Source organism: Beijerinckia sp. 28-YEA-48 (genome assembly GCF_900104955.1).
GTDB lineage: Bacteria > Pseudomonadota > Alphaproteobacteria > Rhizobiales > Beijerinckiaceae > Terripilifer.
In genome coordinates, this window is the sequence record NZ_FNSI01000001.1 from 3,833,889 (window position 1) to 3,857,908 (window position 24,020).

A 24,020-nucleotide genomic window follows, 5' to 3' on the forward strand; every position below is an offset into this window, starting at 1 on the left:
ACTGGAGCAAGGCGGGAGAACGTCTTGCGATTGTCATGAAGCGCGTAAGGAGGAGAGGCGCCTTATACTTTTGACTAGTGCGCTAGCGTGTACCGCCGAGAGCAAATCGCGTTTTAGGCGAAACGCAATTTGCTCTCGCGAATCGGCTCAGCTCGGCAGCGGCGCAGCGAAGCCGGCGATCTTCTTGTAATTGTCGGACAGCGCGCGCAGCTCGTCCTGAGTGATATAGCGGTCGAGATTGTCGAACGGCTTATCACCGACCAGTTCCTCGACCTTGATGTTGATGAAATCGGGCGGATTGGAGCGGTTGGTCAGCACCACCTTGTTGGCGACAGCCACCCGCGCCGCATCATAGGCGGCCAGCGCCGCCGCTGCGTCGCTCTCGCGCTGCAGGCAGTCGGCCAGGGTGCGCGCATCGATCGCCGCCTGGGCCGAGCCGTTCGATCCGCGCGGATACATCGGATGAGCGGCATCGCCCATCAAGGTCACGCGACCAAACGTCCAGCGATCGACGGGATCCTTGTCGACCATCGGATATTCGAGAATCATCTCTGACTTCTCGATCATGTCGGCGACATCGAGCCAATCGAAGCGCCAGTCCTTGTAGATATGCTTGAAGTCTTCCAGCTTGCCGGACTGGTTCCAGTCGTTCTTCTTGCCGACTTCAGGCTGCTCGATCTCGGCCATCCAGTTGATCAGCTGATTGCCCTCGCCATCGACATTATCGATGATCGGATAGATCACCATTTTGCCGGTCTTGATCGAGCCGACGCGCATATAGCTGCGCCCCGACAGGATCGGCTTGCGCTTGGTGACGCCGCGCCAGGTGTTGATGCCGCCGAAGGCGATCTTGTCGTCGGGATAAAGCTGTTTGCGGATGGCTGAATTGATGCCGTCACAGGCGATCAATGCATCGGCGTGCACCGACGGGCGGTCCTCGCCGGCAAAGGTTTTGAAATGGACGGTGACGCCCTTGTCGTCCTGCTCGAAACCGGCGCAAGACCAATCGGTGATCACCTTGTCGGCGCCGAGCCGTTCCTTGGCCGCCTTGAACAAGGTGAGATGCAGCTTGCCGCGATGGATGCCGACCTCCGGCTGCGGATAACCGGCGAACTTGCCGCGCGGCTCCTTGTAGATGAGCTGACCGAAGCGGTTGAAGAAGCAGCTGTCGATATTGGTGATGCCCTGGCTTTGCAGCTCATCGGCGACGCCGAGCGCCGCGAATTCACGCATGGCGTGGGGCAGCAAAGTGATGCCGACCCCAAGCTCTTTCACGTCGGGCACACGCTCATAGACCGTGCAATCGATGCCGCGGTTCTTCAGGTTCAGCGCCAGGCATAGACCGGCGATGCCGCCGCCCGCTATCGCGATATGCATCGTTCTCTCCTTCGTCCTTTAGTTCTTAGCTCACGGCTTCCGATAGGCACCGAGTTCCGTTTGCACCTGCTTGACGAAGCTCAGATCGATGACATCGGCGGCTTTGATGTTCTTGTCTTGAATCAGGCCCTCCGCCTTGAAGAAGTCGAGATCGTCTTCGAGGCTGGCGATGTTGATATTGCCATCGGGATCGCAGGCGTTGGGCGTGGTGTCACGATGCAGGTTCGCATCCTTGACCTCGGTATATTGCACAAGTGTAGCGATGACCTCATCAGCGCCCTTGCCAGCGATGCGGCCGTTCTTCAGGGAATCGTTGTAGTCGCGCGCACCACGGATATAGGCGCGCATGAACTTCAGCGCGTCACCCGCCCGCTCCTTGCGGAACTTGTCCGCATAGAGCAGCACCGCCGTCTGATGATCGGGATAGACCTGTTCGTTCTTGTCGACACGCACGGCGAGGCCCGCACGCTCGATCAAGGTCAAGGTCGGCTCATTGGTGATGCTGGCGTCGATCACCTTATTGGCATAGGCCGGATAATGCTGCGGGAAGCCCAGTTCCACCACGTCGGCGTCCTTGAACGCGATACCGCCGAGTTTCAGGGCGAAGTTGAGGGTGGCCGCATTGCCCGTGCCTTTGGCGACAGTGGCGATCTTCAGGCCCTTGAGATCGGCGAAGCTCTTGTAGCGGCCGCTGTCGACCAGATCCTTGCGCACCAGCAACTGCGAAAAATTATAGCCCGGCTTGCTCGATCCCTTATCGGCGACAATGGCGATGCCGATCTTGCGCGAGAAGGCATTGTAGAGCCCAGCCGACACAGTGCCGCCGCCAACATCAAGATCGCCGGTGCCCAACGGCGCGATCATCCGGGCCGCCGATGTGAAGCCAACGAATTCGATCTCGAGGCCTTCGGCTTTGAAATAGCCCTTCTTGTCAGCGATGTAGATGGAAATGTCGCTGACGGTATTGACGTTGCCGACCTTTACCTTGGTCTGCGCCTGCGCCGGTAGAACCGAAGCCGCAAGCAAAACAGCAAAAAGCGGCACTCCAAGCCTTTGAATCATTCTTTCCTCCCCGAGCGACAATCTTTGACCGCCTGACGGCCTGTCGTCGCAAATTTTTGCAAGCGTCCCGCCCTCGTTTTAGAGGAAGAAGCCGTTCTGAGTCGACAAGGATTGCGAAATGACAATTGCCAGTATGGCAACGCAGCCCTAGATTCCGCGCCGGGTGCGAAACCGCCCCAAGGGAGGACTGCATGTCGAAATTCAGCGCAAGCGCCGTTGGCGCGGACGATCCTATTGCCTGTACTGGTCCTTGTTGCGGCGTGTCGCGTCGCGGTTTCCTAGCGACTTTCGCGGCGGCGGGCGCCGCCACCACACTGCCGACAGCAACCTTCGCCCAAACCACAACACCCGTGAAACGCCGCGTCATCGACGTGCATCATCATTACTTCCCCGACGTCTTCAAACAGTCCTCGGCGCGCGAAGGGCCGCTGCCGCCGTTCGTGCGGGATTGGTCGCCCCAGCGCATGCTGGAGGAAATGGACAAGAACAACATCGAAAAGAGCGTGCTTTCGCTGGCTTCCGTCCCGGTCGGCTGGTTCCGCATGACGAGCGACGAGCTGCGGCCGATCATTCGCACCTGCAATGAATATGCAGCGAAACTGGTCCAGGATCATAAAGGCCGGCATGGCTTATTCGCCTATGTCTCCTGCAAGGATGTCGACGGTTCACTGCAAGAGATCGCCTATGCCTTCGACACGCTAAAGGCCGACGGTATCGAAATGTCGACCAGCTTTGGCGACAAATGGCCGGGCGATCCAGCCTTTACCCCGGTCTTCGAAGAACTCAATCGGCGCAAGGCCATTGTCTATTTCCACCCGCTGGCGCCGTTCTGCTGCGGCAATCTTGTCCCCGGCGTGCAGGATTCGTGGATCGAATATCCCTACGACACTGGCCGCGCCATCCTGAGCCTGCTGTTCAACGGCACGCTGGCGAAGTTTCGCGACATCCGCTGGATCTTCTCGCATAGCGGCGGCGCGATCCCCTATCTGTCGCACCGCATCGACTATCAGAGCCGGCCTCTGAAGAACCTCAAGGAGGTCGCGCCCGATGGCGTGCTGGCCGAATTCCGTAAGCTCCATTACGAGACGGCGAATGCGGCTTCCGGGCCCGCCATCGCCGGGCTTCTGAAACTCGTGCCTATCTCACAGGTGATGTACGGCTCCGACTTCCCCTATGTGACGTCGGAATACAATCTCGCCAATTTGCGCGCCAACGGCCTCAGCGCAACCGATATGACTGCCATCGAATATGGCAATGCCGAGAAGCTGATCCCAGGGCTCAAGAGCTAAGACGTAATATCATCCCGGACACGCGCAGCGTGATCCGGGATGAAGCAGAGGTTCCGGCTCATTCTCTCAGCAGCGTGATGATGCAAGGTGATCACCCACCTTCGTGTCATCCCGGACGCCTGCGTAGCAGGCGATCCGGGAACCAGGGGCAAACGGTGAAATGTTGCCTCAGTTGATACGTTGAAGCAGTTGCGGCACTTCCACGATTGAACGCGCTACCGCTCGCCCTGGATCCCGGATCACGCTACGCGTGTCCGGGATGACACCAAGGCTTTAGTGCGCGGTGCCCCAGGCCTTCTCGGCGACAGCGACCACCTGCTCAAGCTTGCGGCGCTCGACATCCTCGCCCAGCGCATTGCCACGGAAGCTCGATGCAAAGCCGCATTGCGGCGAGACGCAAAGCTGATCGAACGGCATGAACTTCGCCGCCTCGTCGATGCGCTTGGCGATGACGTCGACGTCTTCCATGTCAGGCACTTTCGACGAGATCAGGCCCAGCACGACGCGTTTCTTGCCATCCTTCGGCACGAAACGCAGCGGCTCGAATCCACCAGCGCGCTCGCTGTCATATTCGAGGAAATAGCCGTCGACATTAAGTTCGCCGAACAGTTTCTCCGACACCGGCTCGTAGCCACCCTGCGCCGCCCAGGCGGACTGGAAATTGCCGCGGCAGATATGGGTGCAGAAGGTCATCCCCGCGGGCTTCTGCGCCAGCACCATGTTGAACAGCTTGATATAGCGGTTGAGCACATCGGCGGGATCGTCGCCCTTGGCTTTCATATCGGCGCGCATGGCTTCGTCGCAGAGATAGGCGAAATTGGTGTCGTCGAACTGCACATAGGTGCAACCGGCATCGGCCAAGGTCTTGAGTTCGGCGCCATAGGCTTTCGCCACATCCTCCAGATAAAGCTCGAGATCGGGATAGGCTTCCTGGCTGATGGCGGCGCGGCCGCCGCGCAGGCACATGGTCGGCGACGGCATGGTGATCTTCGGCGTCCGCTTGGTCGCCGACTTCAGGAATTTGAATCCATCGAGTTCGATCGGCTTGGCATGGCGAACCTTGCCGGTGATGGCGAGTTGCGGCGGCCGGAAAACCTTCGGCGCATTCGGCTCCTGCGGCCGGTCGGCGATTTTGGCTTCAACGCCATCGAGCTTGCCGAGAAAGTCGAAATGGAACGAGGTGCGGCGGAACTCACCATCGGTGATCGCATGAAGACCGGCGTCTTCTTGCAGCTTCACCGCCCCACGGATGTTCGCGTCTTCAAGCTCGCGCAAACTGTCATAGGTGCGCTGTCCGACGATCGCCAATTCGCGCGCGGCGCGCAGTTCCGCCGGACGCAGCAGGCTACCAACATGATCGGCGCGGAAAGGCGCGCGAGCTTCGCTCATCTTTTTCATCTCCCTAGGGTCTGGCGCTGAGCGCTTGTTCGGTTCGGCTTATTGCACGGAAAGCACAAGCTTCAGCAACAGGGTGAAGCACAGAAGAGCGCCGCTGCCAACACATGGGATATGGCCCCATCCCGGGGCCGCGGGGCACGCGGCATAGCCTCCCGCCGCCTCGTCGAGGCGGGCGTTAGTGGGCCTAATGCTCAGGCAAAATGCCCAGCGCGCTTTTCAGCGCTTCTTGCCGGCGTTGAGCAGCCGCAGCACGATCCAGACCGGGATGACGATGGCCGCGCCGGCGAGCACATATTGAATGACCTCGCGCACCGCATCGAAACCAAGGTTCCACAGCCGGGTCAGGAACCGCTGCAGGCCGTAAAAAATATCCATCGGCCGGATATCGAGCCACATGAGCAGCGCGCCGACGATGAGCGACACCACCAGGAGGCGCACAACAACGGCAGCGGGCGAACCACCGAGAAATTGCTCGACGTTGTTGCTGGCGGGGGCGGCATCTGCCGCCTCCTGACGCGCGCCCGTCCAGCTCGCACCGCCCCAGCCGGATGACCCCTGGGATTGGGATTTCGGCGGATCAAGGTGATCGGTCATGATTTGATCCTCTCAGACGACGGCTGGACGTGCCGACAAGACCGCTATTATGGGCGATCACGGTCCAAGATTCCAGCCAAGCCATAGGGACGGTTAACAGCGATCGATTAGATACGATCTCCCGATGGCTCCTCGCGGAAGACACGCATCATCCGGCGCATGAACTTTTCCATCACATCGAGGGCGCCGTTCACCTCGGCTTCGTTCGGCAGCGCGTTGCGCAGCCGGGCCGAGGGGGCCTGGTCGGTCGCGTCAGCAAGCTTGCGCCGCAGGTCCGCATTATCGCGGCTCAGCCGGTCGATCTCCTGATTAAGCGCGCCGCGCTCATCGGCGCCGGCCCGGCACTGCACGCCATCGCCACTTAGCGTGCAGCGCGACACATCGCCCGTGCGCGTGTCGAGACGCAGGAAACCGTCGGGCGCCGGCGTCATCGTGTAGCGGCCGTTCTGCGCATCCGCGTCAAGCGATTGCGCCAGCACCGGCGAGGCCGCAGCCAGACCGGAAGCCACGACGAAACAAAGAGCGAAGACGTGCATGGTTCACTCCAATCCCCATCGGCGATCCAAGCACTATGGCGTGCGCAGGCGGCAAGAATGAGACGGTCGAACCTAGCTTACCGAACGATCTGTTCTAAATACCTATTCGCTTATTTTAGCGCTCTGCCAATTGCCCTCGATCTTCGACGCGGCGATGACGGCCTGGGTACGGCTGTCGACATCGAGCTTCTGCAAGATGGCCGAGACATGCGCTTTGACTGTCGCCTCCGACACCGAAAGCTCATAGGCGATCTGCTTATTGAGCAAGCCTTCCGACAGCATCATCAGCACGCGCACCTGCTGCGGTGTCAGCGTGGCGAGGCGGCGGATGATGTCGGTCGTCGCCTTATCGGCCGGCGCCGACAGATCGACATCGGGGGGCGTCCAGGTCTTGCCGGCGAGAATATCACGGAACGCCTGGCGCATGCCGGCGATATCGGTTGTCTTCGGCACATAGCCCGAGGCACCGAAATCGATGCAGCGGCGAATGACGTCGCGATCCTCATTGCCCGACACCACCACCACCGGCACATCGGGATGCTGGGCGCGCAGGTAAAGCAGGCCGGAGAAGCCGCGCACGCCGGGCATGGCCAGATCGAGCAGGACAAGATCGGCGTCACCTGATTCCTCGAGGGCCGCCGTCAATTGATTAAGATCGCCACATTCGGCGATTTCGGCCCCAGCCACCGCGCTGCTCACCGCCTCACGCAGGGCGCCCCGAACCAGTGGATGATCGTCGGCAATGATTATTCTGGCGTTTTGCAACACATGTCCCCTCTGCCGCACAGCCTCCCGGCCGTGCCCCCCGCGTCGGTTTTGCATTTCTCCCGGCACTTCTATTGTTGGACCCGCCGGGCGGATGGCGCAAGCTACTCCACAAGGCAATCGCGTTTCGATAGAACGTCATGGCTTGCGATCTGGGCTTGCGATCCTTGTTTTAACGCGTCTTCGTGGCGTTTCAACAAATTGGCCGTTTACGGAGCGGAGCGCGACTGGTGCCGAAACCTCTGACCGACGAAGACCTGCTGGAACGCGCCAGTATCGACGGGCGTGTCGCCTTCGCGGTGACCGCTTTCGCCCTGGCGGTCGGTCTGGTGGCGCTGCTCGACCGGGTCGGCGTGCCGGAGCGAATCGTCGGCGTACTGGCGCCGGTCGTCCTGCTGGCAGGACTGGCGATCGTCGGCCTGTTGCTGCGCAGCATGCGGATTTCCCGTTTCCACGCGGCCGGGCGGGCGGTGCCCGCGCCCTATGCCGGGCTCGCCTTCACGGCGCTGAGCGCCGGCTTGTTCCTGCCCTTCCTGCCGCCGGTGCCGGGCGGGACGTCCCTGAGCGGGCTCTTGATCGGCTTTGGCCTGGGCCTGCTGCTGGCGGCGCTCGTCACCGGCCCCCTGTTGCGCAAGACCGGCGCCTTCTCCCTGCCCGACCTTCTCGCCGGCCGTTTCCCCCAGCTCAGCTTGCGGCTTGGCATCGTCATCGTCGTCGGCGCGGTCGCCCTGTTGATAGCAGCCGCCGGCTTTGAGATGGCCGTGCGCGGCCTTGTGCGCACCATCGCCATGCCGCGCCCCCTCGCCAGCCCGCTGATCGGGCTGATCCTGTTGTTCATCGTGGCGCCAGGCGGCGCCGCCGGAGTGGTCTGGGCCGCGACCGGCGCGGCCGGCATTCTCCTTGCCAGCCTGGTGTTGCCGCTGGCCATCATGGTGCTGCGTGGCGCCTCATTGCCCTTCCCCGTCATCGGCGACCGCGCCTTGTGGCAGCAGGCGTCCGACACCATGGCCACCTGGCACGGCGCCATGCCGGGTACGCTCGCCGATGGCGGCCTGCTGATCATCCTGGCCATCGCGCTGGGCATCGCCGCGCTCGGGCCACTGCTGCAACCGGCGATGACCTGTAACGACGTCTCCGCGGCGCGACGCGCCGGCCTGGCGGCGCTTGGCTGGTCGGCTGCGCTGATCGTCATCGTCGCCACCGGCATGGCCAGTTCGGCGCTTGCCGTCGACATGCTGACGGAGGGCCACGCCGCCGATGCCTTGCCTGGCTTCTTCTATGCCGCATCGGGCAAGGGGCTGCTGACGATCTGTGGCGCCAATGCCGCCACGGCGGAAGCGGCTCTGGCTGCCTGCAAGGCGCTGCCGGGCTTTGCCGGCGCGCTGCGGCCACAAGACATCGGCATCTCCGGCGCCGCCCTCATCGCCGGCCTGCCGCAATTGCAGGGCTTTGGCGCTGCCTTCACCGGGCTTGTCGGCGCCGGCCTGATCGCCATCGCCATCACTTTGGCCAGCAGCGGCATCCATGCTTTCGGCACCGCGATCGGCCACGATCTTTTCTTCCGCGTGCGCGACACCACCGCGCTCGGCAGCCGGCGGCTGGCGGTGGCGCGTCTGACCATGGCTGGCGCCATCGCGCTCATCGGCATCGCCACGGCGCGCACCAGCCTCGACCCGGCCGCGATGATCGGCCTGGCCCTCGTCTTCTCCGCCGCCGCCGTGGCGCCGCTCACCGTGCTGTCGCTCTGGCCGCGCGCGGCGGCACTCGATGCGGTGATCGCCCTGCTGGTCGGGCTGCTCGTTGTCGGCCTGATCATCGCGCTTGGCGACACCACGCCCTCGATCGAGCGGCTCGCGGCCAGCGCGTTGGCCGCTTTCGTCGCCGCCTGCGCCGTCGGCATCGCCACCAGTTTCCGCCATAGCGACGAGCAATCGCGCAGCGGCCGCATGTTCGTGCAAGGCGTTCTGCACGGCGACAGCGATCTGCTTAATACCGACAGAGGCTAGTGGCCATTCCGGCCGAATCCCATTGCATCGGTGAAGGCAGAGAAAATCAAATATCGCGCAACTAGAGACTCAATACTTATCTGTATTTTCCTCGGAACTCGCTATTTTGCGCCTTGCCTGTTCGCCAAACGTCACAAGCATCGGCCCGCTTTACATATTCCTTGGGAATCCGATTCATGGCCTCTTGAACATCGGCCTCTTTTCCTAGACCGGAGCGAACATAGTCATCTTCAAAACGCCGATATAGCGCTTGGTGGTCATACCGTCGAAGCGATCTGTCTTTATCGATCTGCGAAACAGGGATCGAAGCCCCTATAAAAGACATGACCGCTCTCAAACATTCACCTAGCCCTCTAAATCGAGCCGAATACGCCCCGTTAGTATATCTCTCAATGTCCTCTCTAGTTGGGGTGCGCCCTGGGCGGAACATTTCGATTGGCTCACCACTCCAGGCTTTATCCTCCTGTGAGACAATAGAAAGATACGATCGAACGACCCGTGTCTCGAATTCCTCATATGGTGTCTCGCCATATCGTCCGGGCTGATTCTGTTGGCTCGATGCGCCAGAAATTCCAATCACACTAAACGCAGAAAGGCAGACAACGCCGAGCCAAATAGGCGACCAGTCTAGCTTCATGATACCTCGCCACATTCGCTCAACGCACGCTATCCCAAAATCTATCGCATCCCACTAAAATGGATAATCAAGATCTACGCCGGAATCAGCTTTTCCAAGGTCTCGAGCCGATCGGCATCGCGCGCCGGCTTGTCCCAGCGAATACGCGAGACACGCGGAAAACGCATCGCCACGCCGGACTTGTGCCGGCTTGAGCGCTGCACGCCTTCGAAGGCGACTTCCAGCACCAGCCCTTCGGCCATCGTCGCCGTTACTTCCCGCACCGGGCCGAAACGATTGACCGTGTGATCGCGCACGTAGCGATCAAGCTGTTTCAACTCGTCGTCGGTGAAGCCGAAATAGGCTTTGCCGACGGGCACGAGTTCATCACTACCTTGCCCTGCCCGCCACAGGCCGAAGGTATAGTCGGAATAATAGGACGATCGCTTGCCGTGGCCGCGCTGCGCATACATCAACACCGCATCGAGCACGAAAGGATCGCGCTTCCACTTCCACCACAAGCCCTTCGGACGGCCAGGGACATAGGGGCTGTCGCGCCGTTTCAGCATCACGCCTTCAACGGCCAGGGCATCGTCACCCGCAGCGGCGGCAGCGGGATCGGCACGCGCCGTCGCCAGCGCCGGCCAATCGGCGAAGGCGATTTGCGGTGACAGATCAAGCCACGGCGCGGAAGCATTCTTCACGCAAGCCTCAAGACGAGCCCGGCGCTCGGTAAAGGGCAGCGGGCGCAGGTCTTCGCCATCTGCGTAGAGAAGATCGTAAGCGCGCACATGCGGCGGATAATCGGCCATCAGTTTCGCCGACACGGTTTTGCGATTGAGCCGCTGCTGCAACACGCCGAAGGGCTGCACCTTGCCCTCGAGCACGATCAGCAATTCGCCATCGAAGCAAACGTCGCTCAACCGAGACAGGTGGATCGCCTCGACGAGATCGGGAAAGGCGGCCGCGATATCCTCGCCAGTGCGCGAATAAAGCCGCACAGCATTACGCCCGTCGCTGCCAGCGCCACAGGCGACTTGAACGCGGATGCCATCCCATTTCCATTCAGCGTTGTAATCAACGGGATCAAGTGCGTCGAAATCCTTATCCTCGATAGCATGGGCCAACATCGGCGTGCGGAATTGAACCGCATTATCGGCGGCGGGCTTGTCACCTACGCCATCGAGCCAGGCGAAGAGCGGCAGATAGGGCGGCGACAGGCCAGGCCAGACATCCTCGATTTCGTTGACGTCGCTGCCGTTGAGCGCCGCCAGCGCGGTTTTCGCCAGACGTGCCGAAACACCGATGCGCAGGCCACCTGTAATGAGCTTCAACAAAGCCCAGCGGCCCTTCTCGTCCAGCCGGTCGAGCCAGGTTACGATCAGGCGCGGCAGTTCGGAGCGGCCAGCACTCGTGAGCGTTTCAACGATCGTCGCCAGTGAACCCGCGTCAGAATTGCGCGTCGTGTCCGCCGGCTGGGGCGATGCCGGCCAGAGTAAGGCCACGGTCTCGGAGAGATCGCCGACGTAATCATAGCTCAGCGCGAACAACACCGGATCGACCCGCTCGGCGATGAGACCGCGAATGAGGGCAGGCTTGGCGTTGGCGAAACTCAACGCGCCGGTCAACGCCGCCAGCGCATAGCCGCGATCAGGATCGCCCGTGTGGCGGAAGTAATCGCTGAGCAGGCGCAGCTTGCCATTGCGCGAGGGTTCGAAGGCAAGACGGTCGAGAAGCTCGGCGAAGCGGTTCATGGTTTTTCCGCCGCCGGCGCTGGTTTTTCCGCCGCCGGCTCCGGCGCCTGATCAACGCCCTCCTCCTCATCGCCATAACCCAGCATATGCAGCGGCATGGCGGAAAGCCCTTGCGTCTGCGCCCAATGCACCAGCGCATCGCCCTCGCCATGGGTGACCCAGACTTCGCGGCAACCGGTTTCCATGATGGTGCGGGTCAGTTCCGACCAATCCGCATGATCGGAAATCACCAAGGGCAGTTCAACGCCGCGCTGGCGGGCGCGCGCCCGCGTGCGCATCCAGCCGGAAGCAAAGCAGGAGACCGGATCGGCGAAGCGGCGCGACCAGGTGTCGGCCAGGGATGAGGGCGGGCAGATGACGATCTCGCCCGGCAGCTTGTCTTTGCCCATATCCGCCACTTTACGGATCTCGCCGAGATCGATGACGTGCTTGATGTAAAAATCCGTGATCTTCTCGACCGCGCCATGGATATAGATCGGCCGCTCCCAGCCGGCCTGACGGATCAGCGCCATCAGGCGCTGCGCCTTGCCCAGCGAATAAGCGCCGATCATATGGGTGCGTTCGGGAAACAGCCGCAGCGAGGCGATGAGCTTGCCCACTTCCTCGCGCGCCTCGGGATGGTGAAAGATCGGTAGGCCGAAGGTCGCCTCGGTGATGAAAATATCGCAGGGCACCACTTCAAACGGCAGGCAGGTTGGATCAGCGGCGCGTTTGTAGTCACCCGAAACAACAATGCGTTCGCGGCCCTTAGCAATGGCGATCTGGGCGGAGCCCAGCACATGACCCGCCGGGTGAAACGACACCTCGGCGTCGTCAAGGCGCAGAACCTCGCCCAGGCGCACCGCCTGCTGGGTGTCGGCGAACTGAGCGCCATAGCGCAAAGCCATAATACTCAAGGTTTCGACGGTGGCGAGAACGGCGCCGTGGCCGGCGCGGGCATGATCGGAATGGCCATGGGTGATCAGCGCCCGTCGGACAGGCCGCACCGGATCGACGAAGAAGTCACCCGCCGGGCAATAGAGCCCCTCGGGCGCGGACACGAGCAGGGATGAGGCCATTATCGTTCAGATAAGCTCAGCTGGAGGCAAAAAAAGCCGCCGTCCGCGGGGGTCGGACGGCGGCCATTGTGATCCGGATCAGTCAAATAGACGTGAGGGCACCCGGATCAAAAACTATTCACGGCAGATCAGCCCTTCGGAAACGCCCGAGCGGGCCGTGTTCCAACAGCTGATGTCATTTTGAATGGTCCGCTCAAACCGGATGCCCGCGCCGCCACCGAGGGTCGGAACCGAGATTTGTTGCGGTGCGATCTCGGCCACGAGCCGAGGTGAAAGTACATTTGGGAACAACCCATTGGCGAGGGAAACCGCGCCGAGCCCGATGCCGAAAGCCATGCCGAGTGCGACGGGCAAAACCATCCGAAGAGTGGGGTTCTTGACTGTGCTAGCCATGATTTCATCTCCGCATTGCGGATATGGGAAGTTAACGCGAGACGACCATGTCGGTTCCGTTCACTTTTTGATGTGCGCTGGCGCACCTCCCGACATTCCGCTTGCGGACGCCCCATCGGCTATGGCTTAACCGCCGCCCCAGACGTGGAGCGTAAGTGACCGAAGCGGCCAATCAGAGTTCGGGCAATATCGTGCTCGACCGACGCTTCGCCTGGGCGCAAGCAGCGGCGCACGAAGGCGCCCATGCGGCCGCCGCCGACATTCTCGAACAGATCATTGCCGAAGCGCCACGCTGGCCCGCCGCCTGGCATGCCCTGGGCGAGGCGCGCGAAAAGGCTGGCGACCAGCCCGGCGCGGTGACCGCCTTCCGGCATCTGGCCGACGCCGACCCGAGCGGGTTGCACGGAGCGCAGCTGCATCTGGCACGTCTCGGCGCCGACCAGCCGCCCGCTCGCGCGCCCGACGCCTATGTGCGCGGCCTGTTCGACACCTATGCAAACCGCTTCGAGGCGCATCTGACCGGCGACCTCGCCTATCGCGGACCGCAATTGCTGACCGACGCCTTGCGCGTCGCCACGACCGGGAAACGCCAGATCTTCCATTTCCCCCGCGTCATCGACCTGGGCTGTGGCACCGGGTTGATGGCGCGTTCAATGTCTCCTCATTACGACGACGCCCAGGGCGTCGACCTCTCCCCCCGGATGATCGAGGAAGCGCGCCGCACCGGCCTCTATGCCGGCCTGCATGTGGGCGAGCTTACAACCTTCCTGCAAGACTGCCCGACCGTCTCGGCCGAACTTGTCACCGCCGCCGATGTGCTGATCTATCTCGGCGCCCTCGACACCACCTTCGTGGAAACCGCGCGGGTGCTGATATCGGGCGGCCTCTTCGCCTTCTGCGTGCAACATGACGAAGATCAGGACTGGCGGCTCGGACAGGGCATGCGCTACTTCCATTCGCGCACCTATCTGACCCATCTGGCCGAAGCAGCGGGTTTCCAAGTGCTCTCCATCGATGCGGCCTCTTACCGCAAGGACGCCGGGCAGGATGTGCCGGGGCTGGTCGTAGTCCTCATGCGCGCGTAACCTCGCGTGGTGAGAAAGCCTAAACCCTCCCCGCCACCCCCTCTGCTGCCGCCGCGCTTTGCCGCCTGGTTTGCTGGGCGCGGCTGGGAACCACGCGCGCACCAGATGGCGCTGCTGGACAAAGCCCAGAACGGCGAAAGCGCTCTCTTGATCGCGCCGACGGGCGCGGGCAAGACCCTGGCTGGATTTCTGCCGTCGCTGATCGACCTGGAACAGCCGCGCAACCGCAGCGGCCTGCACACGCTTTATATCTCGCCGCTGAAGGCGCTGGCGGTGGACGTGGCGCGCAATCTCGAAACGCCGGTGGCGGAGATGAGGCTGCCGGTGCGGATCGAGACACGCACCGGCGACACGTCCGCCTCCAAACGCATGCGCCAGCGCCGCAATCCGCCGGACATTCTGCTGACGACGCCGGAACAACTGGCGCTGTTGCTGGCCACCGCCGATGCGCAGCCGCTGTTCTCAACCTTGCGGCGCGTCGTGCTCGACGAACTCCATGCCATCGTGACATCGAAACGCGGCGACCTGCTGGCGTTAGGCCTCGCGCGGCTGCGCACCATAGCACCAGCGATGACATCGGTTGGCCTGTCGGCAACCGTGCGCGATCCCGATGAACTGCGGCGTTATCTGGTCGCGCAAAACAACGGCGACACGGAAACGGAATTGGCCGCCCTGGTGACGACGCCCAAGGGTGCCGAAGCCGACATTCAAATGCTCGACACGCGCGAGCGCTTGCCCTGGTCTGGCCACAGCGCGCTGCACGCGATGCGCGAAATCTATGCCGCTATCAAAGCGGCGCGGATGACCCTGGTGTTCGTCAACACGCGCGCCCAAGCCGAGGCGGTCTTTCAGCAATTGTGGACGATCAACGACGACAATCTGACGATCGCCCTGCACCATGGTTCGCTTGATGCCAGCCAGCGCCGCAAGGTCGAAGCCGCCATGTCGGCTGGTCTGTTAAAAGCGGTGGTCTGCACCTCGACTCTCGATCTGGGCATCGACTGGGGCGATGTCGATCTCGTCATCAATGTCGGCGCGCCGAAAGGCGCGAGCCGCATCGCCCAGCGCATCGGCCGCGCCAATCACCGGCTCGACGAGCCCTCACGCGCCCTGCTGGTGCCAGCCAACCGCTTCGAAGTGCTGGAATGCCGGGCTGCCATCGATGCCGCCAAGGCTGGCGAACAGGACACGCCGCCGCGCCGCGTCGGCAGTCTCGACGTGCTGTGCCAGCACATTCTTGGCATGGCCTGCTCCGGGCCGTTTCAGGCCGATGCGCTCTACACGGAAATCCGTGCCGCCGAGCCCTATTCCGATCTGGCCCGGCAAGACTTCGACGATGCGCTCGATTTCGTCGCCACCGGCGGCTATGCGCTGAAAACCTACGACCGTTTCGCCAAGATCAAGCAGATGAAGGATGGGCTGTGGCGGGTGGCCAATCCGAAGGTGGCGCAATCTTATCGCATGAATGTCGGCACGATCGTCGAGTCCGACATGTTGAAAGTGCGACTGGTGCGGGCGCGAGCGCAACAACGCGCCGTCGTCGCGCCACCATCGCAGTCTGGCGCTGGCGGATTGTGGTATCCGACGCGACTGCAAGGCGACGCGACGCGCAGCGCCTATACCGGCCCGCTCGCCCGCGGCGGACGGGTGCTGGGCCAGATCGAGGAATATTTTCTCGAAACCCTGGCGCCGGGCGACACATTCCTCTTCGGCGGCGAGATCCTCGCCCTGCAGGGCATCGTCGAGAACGAAGCCCTGGTGGCGCGGGCGCGATCGGACGCACCGAAAGTGCCCTCCTATGCCGGTGGCAAGTTTCCGCTGTCCACCTGGCTGGCGCAACGCGTGCGGCAGATGCTGTCCAATCCGCGCAGCTGGAAAACACTGCCGTCCCAGGTCAGCGAATGGCTGAAACTGCAACAACATTTCTCCATGCTGCCGCCGGCCAGCGATCTTCTGGTCGAGACCTTTCCGCGCGGCGAGCGCTATTTCATGGTGGCCTATCCGTTCGAGGGACGGCTGGCGCATCAGACGCTCGGCATGTTGCTGACCCGACGGATGGAACGGCTGGCGCTGAAACCGATGGGCTTCGTCGCCAACGACTACGCTATCGCCATCTGGTCGCTGAGCGATGTCGGCGCGGAGCTGGCCTCAGGCCAACTGAGCCTCAGCACTTTGTTCAATGAGGACATGCTGGGCGACGATCTCGAGGAATGGTTGCAGGAATCGGCCCTGATGAAGCGCACATTCCGCAATTGCGCCATCGTTTCCGGGCTGATCGAGCGGCGCTATCCCGGCAAGGAGAAGAGCGGCCGGCAGGTGACGATTTCGACCGATCTGGTCTATGACGTGCTGCGCCGGCACCAGCCAGACCACATTCTGCTGCGCGCGGCGCGCGAAGATGCCCTGACTGGCCTCCTCGACCTGGCCCGGCTCGCCGGAATGCTCTCGCGCGTCAGGGGCCGAATCGTCCATAAGAGGCTGGAGCATGTCTCCCCGCTGGCCGTGCCGGTGATGCTGGAAATCGGCCGCGAGCCGATTTACGGGGAAGCGCAGGAACAGGTGTTGAAGGAAGCGGCGGACGATCTGATCCGCGAGGCCATGAGCTGAGGTCAAGAGTTGAGGTGATGGGGTCATGAATATACAGGCGCGAATCAAGACAGAAGCTGCGGCGCATATCGCCGTCGCCGATGTGCGCCTTTTGGCCGATCCCGCCGGCGTGCTGGTCCACGAAACCGAGCGCCTGCTGGTGGTCGCCGACCTGCATTTCGAGAAAGGTTCGGCCTTCGCCAGCCGCCGGCAATTGCTGCCGCCCTATGACACGGCGGCGACCCTGGCGCGCCTCACGCGACTGATCATGCGCCACGATCCCAAGACCGTGGTGGCGCTCGGCGATTCCTTTCACGATATCCGCGCCGGAGAGCGCATCAGCCCGGTCGATCGTGCGGCGCTGAAGGCCTTGATGCAGCGGCGCCAGTGGATCTGGATCGCCGGCAATCACGATCCTGCCATGCCGCAAGACATCGGCGGCGAGATGCTCGAAACCTTGCGCGTCGGCGCTCTCACCTTCCGCCATGAACCGCAGGCGGGCGAAGCGCATGGCGAAATCGCCGGCCATCTGCATCCGGCGGCACGCGTCACCTCGCCGTCAGGCAGCGTGCGCCGACGTTGCTTCGTCGGCGACGGATCGCGTTGCGTGATGCCGGCCTTTGGCGCCTATGCCGGCGGGCTCAACATCCGCGACCGCGCCTTCGCGCCGCTGTTCGGCCGGCAGACACCGACCGCCCATGTGCTCGGGCGTTCACGCGTCTATGCCGTGGGCATGAGCGCCTGCGGTCACGATTGAAGCTTCCCGTCATTGCGAGCGGAAGCGAAGCAATCCAGGCGTCGAGGTGTAGAGCCGTAGTCGTAAATAGCCCTGCACCACAGGCATTTCTTGGCACCTTACCACACGCCCCTGGATTGCTTCGTCGCCATGCTCCTCGCAATGACGGAGAAATTTAATCGCGACGGAAGATGACACTGGCGAGCCAGCCCACAAGCAGCGCCAGGAGCGACGTGCCGACGCCGAACCAGATGCCGTGGTCGGCGGCGATGGTCGCGAGCGTCTGTTCGGCGGCTGTTTTAGCGACGCGGAACTTGGTGTTGCCGCGTGCGATCAAGGCGCCATTGGCGAAGACCGTGACATCGACGTCGTAGTCGCCCAGCGGCGCCGTGCCCGGCAGGTCCATGCTCGCCTGAAATACATTGGGCGCGATGAAGCGTACCCCTTCAGCATTCTCGCGGAACAGACCTTGCGCAATGCGCAGCCTTTGCAGCGCTTCGCGGAAGCGCGGATCATTGGCGCCACGCGCCGCGATCTGCTGCGGCACCTGGGCATTGATGCCGATGCGCAATTCCTCGCGCAAGGACAGGGGCGCGATGGAGGGCAGCGCCCGGTTCGACAACACCTCGAGGAAAGCCGGAATAGCGATATATTTGCGCTCGTCGAGATTGAGCCACATCGGCCCATAGGGCTCCTTGTGGCGAACGGTGACCGTGCCACGCGGACCACGCACGGTGACGACGGCATCATAAGCCGCCGACGCGCCTTTCTCGTCACCCTCGCGCTGGATGACGCCAAACAGCGCCAGCCGCTCGCCGGTGAAATTCGACTGGATGAGGACGGTGTCGCGTGACAGTGAGACGATCAGGGTTTCGGCGCGCGCCGGACCGATCGTCCCGATCGCCAGCAGCGTCAGGACAAGCAGCCTGCTGACATGCAGTCCGCCGATGTTCCACCGGCGGCTCATCGAACGGTTTCCGTCAATGTGGCCGAGAACGGTTCCTTTGGCTGGGTGAAGACATCACCGGCAAAGCGGACCGCCACCGACAGAATGAGGAGACCGAGCAGGACGCGGAAATAATCGCCGCGAATCTGCGCGCCGGCACGGGCGCCGAATTGCGCGCCGAACACGCCGCCGACCATCAGCAGCAGCGCCAAGAACAGATCGACCGAGTGGTTGGTCGCCGCATGCAGCACCGTCGCGCCCAGCATGGTGAACAGGATCTGGAACAGACTGGTGCCGACCACGACCTGCGCCGGCACGCGGAAAATATAGATCAGCGCCGGCACCAGGATGAAGCCACCGCCAATGCCGAGCACGGCGCCGGCAAAGCCGATCAAGACGGCGATAAAGATGATCGGGATGACGCTGATATAGAGGCCGGAGCGATGGAAGCGCAGTTTGAACGGCAAGCCCTCATACCAGTTGTGACGACCGGCGGCGCGCCGACGCGGCGGTATCTTGCCCGCCTTGATGACGGCGCGCAGGCTTTCCCAGGAGACGAGCGACCCGACGCCGCCGAGCAGCACCACATAGGAGAGCGTGATCACCGTTTCGAGCTGACCGATGCGGCGCATCTGGTTGAAGAACAGAACGCCGAGAATGGTGCCGATGAAACCGCCGATGAGCAGCACGCCACCGAGCTTGAAATCGATCGATTTGCGCCGCCAGTAACTGAGCGCGCCGGTGGTCGAGGACGCGGCGATCTGCGGCCCTTGGGTCGCCACGGCGACCGCAGGCGGAATGCCGACAAAGATCAGCAGCGGGGTGAGCAGAAAGCCACCACCGACACCAAACATGCCCGAGATAAACCCCACCGCGATACCCATTCCGAGAATGAGAAACACATCGACAGGCATTTCGGCGATAGGCAGATAGATTTGCACGCGCTGTTCCGCGATCTTTGATTGTGAAGCTGAGAGTTGGCGCCACAAAGCACGATCGTTCATCGCCAGCAATTGCAAACAGCACTGCAAGCAACGGCGCCGGCGAAGTGGTGTTCACTTTGCCTTTCGCAACTTAAAAACGCATAAACTGATCGGATCGATCGGCTTAGACGGGCAGAACCGCGTTTCCAGCGGGACGCGATCTGCTTCTGATCAGAGCGCGCTAACGCGCGGCCGCGCTGGCGCTGCCGTCGGCAGGCGCTTTTCCGGCTTCGCGGCGCTGGTCTCGGGCTTAGCCACCACAGGCGCCGCCAATTCCCAACCGCCCGGCGGTGTCGTCACTTCATTCGCCACCGCGTCGTTCACCTTCGGCTTGAAATTTTCGACGATGGCCTTGGCGGCGGCAAGCTGCTGGGCATTGAGCCGCGCCGCGACATCGTTGCGCTTCTTGCCGGAATCCTCGTCGCCCTGGGCCGCGGCCAGTGAGAACCAGACCCAAGATTGTGTCATGTCCTGGCCGATGCCGAGGCCGCGGGCATAGAGAATGGCCAGATTGTACTGACTGTCGCGCACCCCGTGTTCGGACGCCTTGCGGAACCATTGGGCAGCCGCGGCATAATCCGGCTTGCCATCCGAGCCCTCGGCGTAGAGCACCGCGAGATTGTGCATGGCGCGGATGTTTCCGCGATCGGCGGCACGTTGATAAAGCGTTTTGGCCCGCGCCGTATCGCGCGCAACCCCGACGCCCTTCTCATAGAGCGAACCGAGCCGATATTGCGCCGGCGCCAGATCCTGCAGCGCCGCTTTTTCGAACCATTGCGCCGCCTGCGGAAGATCCCGCGCGATCGTGCGGCCCTCGAAGAGGCGCGTCGCCAGTTCATATTGGGCAGCGGCATCGCCTGCGGTCGCTGCCGCGCGCAGATCCTGCCCCTTGGCCGGCACGGGCGTTGAAATGGAGCCAACGGGCGCGGCATCGGTGTTGCCGAGCACCTGCTGCAACGCCGAGACCTGCGGCTTGGCCTCGGGCGCCAGAGCCGGCGCCGCTGGTTCTTGAACAGGCTTGTCTTGAACAGGTCTGTCTTGAACAGATCTGTCTTGAACAGATCTGTCTTGGACGAATTTGCCTTGCGCCAACTTGTCTTGAGCGGGTTTGTCCTGAACGAACTTGTTGCCGAGCGCCGCCAGTTCATTGGCGGTGATGGGGGCATTGATCCCGGTGATCTGACGCGGGGCCTTGTCGACCGCTGGCGCCTGCATCTGGCTTTTCGACGGCTCGCGTGGCGGCTGCAAAGCGCCGACCTGCGGACGACTTGGCGGTGTCGCTTCGTTGTTCATCGAGCGCACCACCGTCAGCGCACCTAGCGCCAGGATGATGCCGGCCAGGCTGAGCAAGATCGGCCGCTTGCGCTGGGAGATGAAGGCGCGGGCACGCCCGAAAGCACCCAGGCCTTCGTCTTCGGCTGTGTCCGTGTCGACGGCGAGCGCGGCCGCCGCCGCCTTGGCGCGAGCCCGGGCTTCCGCCAGGGCATCATCGCCCGATCCGCGCGGGCGCGAGGGCGTGTCGACGGCTGTTTCGCGAGCGCGGCGGGCCGCCGCGATAAAGCTTTGCTGGGCCGAGCCCGGTTCCGGCTGCGGATCGAGTTCCGCCATGGTGGAAGAGGCGGTGGCGCGGCGCTGGGCCGAGCCACCCTTGCGCGGCGACGAGCCACTGCCCGGCTCGAGCAGAATATCGTCTTCGGGAACAATCGGCTCTGGCGCGGGGCGCATCGGAGCGCCCGGTCGCGCGCCGCTGGCGCGCATAATGTGATCAGCAGAAACCTGCCGTCCGAGACCTTCGGCTGTCGGCTCGCCAGTCTGCAATTGCGGCACGCCAGAACGGGCAAAGGACGGCGCCGGCCCGGAGGCCAGAAGTTCCGCGTCCGGCGCAACCGGCGTCACGCGCGGAGCCGGCTCGGGCGCAGGCCGTTCCGGCGTCCTGGCGGGCTGCACTGGCGCAGGTGCGGCCGGCGCGGGCGGATAGCCGCTCTCGATCATGGCAAGACGATCGACAACTTTTTCGAGCGTCTCATGCACGGCGGTCAAGGTCGAGCGCGTGCGCCGATCCATGGCCTCCTGGCCGTCACGCAGGCCCGCAATCTCATTGACGATCTGACCACGCAGGGGATCCGGCGCGCTGGTCAACGCACCGATCTGGCTCATCGCTTCACGCGCCGCGGTGCGGGCCGCTTGTTCGGCCGCCTCGATGGCTTGCGAGCGGCTCTGTTCGATCAGACCGACGATCTCGCCCAGCGAACGTTGCAGGTCTGGCAACCGGCCCAGGCTCGAATCCGATTGGTCGAGACGCGAGGCGAGACGGGCGATCTGTTCTTCAAGCGCGTTGAAGGCGGCCGAGGGCGCGCCGGGGCGGCCGGCGGTGTCGACGCGCTGCGCCAATTCCCGCACCGATTCCTCAAGCTGCGAGAAATCGCCGACGACCGGCACCTGAGGCCGATCAAGACGGGCGGCGATGTCGCGCATCATGTCTTCAAGCGCGCGGGTTTCGATCGGCGCCGGTTCCTGGTTCACCGCTTCGTCGATCTTGCGGCCGAGGCCTTCGATCCGCTGTTCGAGCGTGTGCAGCAGCGAGGTCGGCAGCTGATTCTCGATCGTCTGGCGGATCGCCTGGACGCTTTCGGTGACCGCATCGCTGCCGAGCTTGGTCGAGCCGCGCTGGGCGATGAGATCGACGCGCCGAGCCAGATCGGCGATCTGGCGTTCGATATTCTCGATCGGCATCGGCCGCGCAGCGGCCGTCTGCAGCAGTTCGCGGATTTCGCGCGTCTGTTCGTTCAGCCGCGTCAGCGCAACGGTGTCGACGCCCTTGTTGCCGACCGAACCGACGTTTTCGGCGATGATACCGATTTCACGCTTGATCGCGTCGATGGTGGCGCGCGGCGAGAATTCGGTGAGGATACGCTGGATATGCTCGACCAGCGCCTCGATCGGCTGCAGAATGTTTTCGCGCACGCCTTCCTGGCGCGAGGTCTCGACACGACCGACGAGATCGCGCGTTGCCGCTTCGAGGGCGACGAAAGATTCGCGCTGCGGCAGAGTGGCGACCACCGTGGTCATCTCGGCGATCTGCTGGCGCAGTTGCTCGACGGCGCTGGCGGCAACGGGCGCTGTGGCGGCCGCTGCGGTGATGGCCGCGGCAGCAGCATCGGCTGCGGCTTCGGCAGCTGCTTCGGCTTGGGCGCTCTCGCGCTCTTTCATGTCGCGACGCAGGGCTTCAAGGCTGGTCGACAAAGCAGCGATGTCGCCGCGCAATGCCGAGGCTTCGCGCTCCTGCGCGGCCGCATCAAGCCGGGGTTCCGTGAAACGCATCGGCGCGATCGGCGCGGACGCAGACGCCGGCTCGGGGGCTTCGGGTTGCTGATCGAGGTTGCGCTGCCGGCGGGCGATCTGGGACAGCGCATCCGAAAGCTGCAGGCGAGCTGGTGGGCGCGCATGCCGCGGGCCAGCGGCAACCGGCGCTTCGGCCGGCATCGCCTGCCGATTCAAAAGGGCGTTCAGCTTTTCTTCGATCCGCTGCATGTCCGGATCGGGCGCGGCCGGCTTGGCGCCGCCCTCCATCCGCTCGACGAGCTGCGAGAGCTTTTTGTCGATCTCGGCGAAATAGCCGTTGCGGTCGCTATTCTCTTGAGCACGCTCTTCGACGCGCGCAGCAAGGGGCGAGGCTTGCGGCGCAGCCCGCCGCTCAGCGCGAAATTCGTCACGGGCCGCAGCGGCGCGCTCGGCGCGTTCGTTCAGATGCGCTTCGAGCTCGGCGAGCCGGCGCGAGAATTTGTCGAGGGTGGCGTTGGTCTGCGCCTGATAACGGCGTGTGCCCCGTTCGAAACCCCGGATGGCATCGTCCAACAGAGCTTCCGCCTCGCGCGGTGAACCCAGATCGCGCGACGTCACCACATACAAGCCATCGGAACGCGGCTCGCGCTGAAGCTGCTCTTGGCGAAGTTGTTCTTGACGGAGCTGATCTTGGCGAAGCTGCTCCTGATGCAGTTGTTCCTGCTGAATCTGCTCTTGGCGAATCCGCTCCTGGCGGATTTCTTCCTGGCGCAGTTCCTCTTGACGAAGTTCTTCCTGCCGAAGAGCCTCTTGACGAAATGCCTCTTGGCGGAGGGATTCCTGGTGCCGCGCTGCCTCTTGGCGCGCAGCCTCTTGCCGTGCTGCCTCTTGCCGTGCAGCCTCTTGGCGCAGCACTTCCTGACGCAGAAGCTCTTGACGCAAAGACTCCTGACGCGGCGCTTCTTGACGAGGCGTCTCCCAGCGAGGTGCTTCCTCATAAGCCATGCGCGCGTAGCGCGGCTCTTGTGGCTGCTCGTCGCGCTGCATGTCATCGTCTTCGACAAGCCGGCGACGGCGCGGCGTGCTGCGCTCGGCCCAGCGGGCCTCCTGCTCGTCGTCTTCGCGGGCGAAGCGAGCCTGGCGCGGCTGGGTCAGACGCTCTTGACGGAGCGGCTCTTGACGATCTGAGCGCCGCTGTTGGCGTTCTTGACGCACGGGGCGTTCTGGGCGCTCCAGACGCTCTTGCCGGTAGCCGCTGTCGGGGGCCATCCGGGCGAGGCGGCGACTGACGGCCTCGACCTTTTGGTTGTCGTCGACCTCATCAGGGTCGACGCCAAGTTCTTCGGCTTGGTCAGCGATGACGCTGTTGAGCCATTCTCCCAGGGTCATCCCGGAACGGCGCGCCGCTTCCTTGGCAGCTTCGCGCGCGTTGAAATCGACCCCTTTAATGCTCCAGGGAACCGCTTTGTTCATTACCGCCCGCCGAGGGTTGCCCCGTTAAAAAATCTGCGCAGACAGCGAAGCGAACGTCGTGAATCACCACCCGCTATCTAA

At 63.2% G+C, this 24,020-nt stretch carries 17 protein-coding genes; 5 read left to right on the forward strand and 12 right to left on the reverse strand.

The annotated features are described in order from the left end of the window. Positions 1 to 147: 147 nt before the first annotated feature. Both BLW50_RS18015 and BLW50_RS18020 read right to left on the reverse strand, forming a co-directional pair. Positions 148 to 1,377 carry a flavin-dependent oxidoreductase gene (locus BLW50_RS18015; RefSeq protein ID WP_090705009.1) on the reverse strand — a complete coding sequence of 410 codons (1,230 nt, stop codon included), beginning with the start codon at positions 1,375 to 1,377 and terminating at the stop codon, positions 148 to 150. 30 nt (positions 1,378 to 1,407) lie between these two features. Next, a complete protein-coding gene (locus tag BLW50_RS18020) occupies positions 1,408 to 2,439 on the reverse strand; it encodes an ABC transporter substrate-binding protein (RefSeq protein ID WP_090705011.1) in 1,032 nt (343 codons plus the stop codon). A 191-nt stretch (positions 2,440 to 2,630) separates the two neighbouring features. Between BLW50_RS18020 and BLW50_RS18025 the strand changes: the two genes are divergently transcribed. After that, positions 2,631 to 3,728, forward strand: coding sequence for an amidohydrolase family protein (locus tag BLW50_RS18025; protein ID WP_090705013.1), 1,098 nt, complete (start codon positions 2,631 to 2,633; stop codon positions 3,726 to 3,728). Between the two features lie 273 nt (positions 3,729 to 4,001). On the opposite strand, the gene BLW50_RS18030 is transcribed toward BLW50_RS18025, so the two are convergent. The 4 genes from BLW50_RS18030 to BLW50_RS18045 all read right to left on the reverse strand — a co-directional run bounded on the left by BLW50_RS18030 (position 4,002) and on the right by BLW50_RS18045 (position 7,024). After that, a complete protein-coding gene (locus BLW50_RS18030) occupies positions 4,002 to 5,117 on the reverse strand; it encodes a 5-methyltetrahydropteroyltriglutamate--homocysteine S-methyltransferase (protein WP_090709305.1) in 1,116 nt (371 codons plus the stop codon). A gap of 225 nt (positions 5,118 to 5,342) precedes the next feature. Further along, positions 5,343 to 5,720, reverse strand: coding sequence for a DUF6460 domain-containing protein (locus BLW50_RS31105; protein WP_244544301.1), 378 nt, complete (start codon positions 5,718 to 5,720; stop codon positions 5,343 to 5,345). Positions 5,721 to 5,827: 107 nt separating this feature from the next. After that, positions 5,828 to 6,256, reverse strand: a complete 429-nt coding sequence (locus BLW50_RS18040) for a hypothetical protein (RefSeq protein WP_244544302.1) — start codon at positions 6,254 to 6,256, stop codon at positions 5,828 to 5,830. A gap of 102 nt (positions 6,257 to 6,358) precedes the next feature. After that, positions 6,359 to 7,024: a response regulator gene (locus BLW50_RS18045; RefSeq protein WP_244544303.1), complete on the reverse strand. Its 666-nt coding sequence runs from the start codon at positions 7,022 to 7,024 to the stop codon at positions 6,359 to 6,361. Positions 7,025 to 7,251: 227 nt separating this feature from the next. Between BLW50_RS18045 and BLW50_RS18050 the strand changes: the two genes are divergently transcribed. Continuing rightward, complete coding sequence (locus BLW50_RS18050; RefSeq protein WP_090705018.1) at positions 7,252 to 9,027, forward strand: SLC5/6 family protein; 1,776 nt, start codon at positions 7,252 to 7,254, stop codon at positions 9,025 to 9,027. A gap of 711 nt (positions 9,028 to 9,738) precedes the next feature. On the opposite strand, the gene BLW50_RS18055 is transcribed toward BLW50_RS18050, so the two are convergent. From BLW50_RS18055 to BLW50_RS18065, 3 genes are all read right to left on the reverse strand, one after another. Next, positions 9,739 to 11,397 (reverse strand): cisplatin damage response ATP-dependent DNA ligase, encoded by a 1,659-nt coding sequence (locus BLW50_RS18055; protein ID WP_090705020.1) that lies wholly within the window; start codon positions 11,395 to 11,397, stop codon positions 9,739 to 9,741. Continuing rightward, positions 11,394 to 12,455: a ligase-associated DNA damage response exonuclease gene (locus BLW50_RS18060; protein WP_090705023.1), complete on the reverse strand. Its 1,062-nt coding sequence runs from the start codon at positions 12,453 to 12,455 to the stop codon at positions 11,394 to 11,396. Before BLW50_RS18060 ends, BLW50_RS18055 begins: the two co-directional genes overlap by 4 nt. A 114-nt stretch (positions 12,456 to 12,569) precedes the next feature. Next, positions 12,570 to 12,848, reverse strand: a complete 279-nt coding sequence (locus BLW50_RS18065; protein WP_139267663.1) for a hypothetical protein — start codon at positions 12,846 to 12,848, stop codon at positions 12,570 to 12,572. A gap of 155 nt (positions 12,849 to 13,003) precedes the next feature. On the opposite strand from BLW50_RS18065, the gene BLW50_RS18070 reads away from it, so the two are divergent. The 3 genes from BLW50_RS18070 (at position 13,004) to pdeM (ending at position 17,276) form a co-directional block, all read left to right on the forward strand. Beyond that, positions 13,004 to 13,933, forward strand: a complete 930-nt coding sequence (locus BLW50_RS18070) for a class I SAM-dependent DNA methyltransferase (RefSeq protein ID WP_090705026.1) — start codon at positions 13,004 to 13,006, stop codon at positions 13,931 to 13,933. Positions 13,934 to 14,038: 105 nt separating this feature from the next. Beyond that, positions 14,039 to 16,540, forward strand: a complete 2,502-nt coding sequence (locus BLW50_RS18075; RefSeq protein ID WP_244544304.1) for a ligase-associated DNA damage response DEXH box helicase — start codon at positions 14,039 to 14,041, stop codon at positions 16,538 to 16,540. 25 nt (positions 16,541 to 16,565) lie between these two features. Then, the gene (gene pdeM, locus BLW50_RS18080; RefSeq protein WP_090705032.1) at positions 16,566 to 17,276 is read left to right on the forward strand and encodes a ligase-associated DNA damage response endonuclease PdeM; all 711 of its coding nucleotides are present in this window, start codon (positions 16,566 to 16,568) and stop codon (positions 17,274 to 17,276) included. 154 nt (positions 17,277 to 17,430) lie between these two features. Here pdeM and BLW50_RS18085 read toward each other — a convergent pair whose 3' ends face one another. The 3 genes from BLW50_RS18085 to BLW50_RS18095 form a co-directional block, all read right to left on the reverse strand. Continuing rightward, on the reverse strand, positions 17,431 to 18,222 hold the full coding sequence (locus tag BLW50_RS18085) for a TIGR02186 family protein (RefSeq protein ID WP_090705034.1): 792 nt from the start codon (positions 18,220 to 18,222) through the stop codon (positions 17,431 to 17,433). After that, complete coding sequence (locus tag BLW50_RS18090) at positions 18,219 to 19,142, reverse strand: sulfite exporter TauE/SafE family protein (RefSeq protein ID WP_090709314.1); 924 nt, start codon at positions 19,140 to 19,142, stop codon at positions 18,219 to 18,221. The genes BLW50_RS18085 and BLW50_RS18090 overlap by 4 nt, the downstream gene beginning before the upstream one ends. Before the next feature lie 213 nt (positions 19,143 to 19,355). Further along, a complete protein-coding gene (locus BLW50_RS18095) occupies positions 19,356 to 23,939 on the reverse strand; it encodes an SEL1-like repeat protein (RefSeq protein ID WP_090705036.1) in 4,584 nt (1,527 codons plus the stop codon). Positions 23,940 to 24,020: the final 81 nt, after the last annotated feature.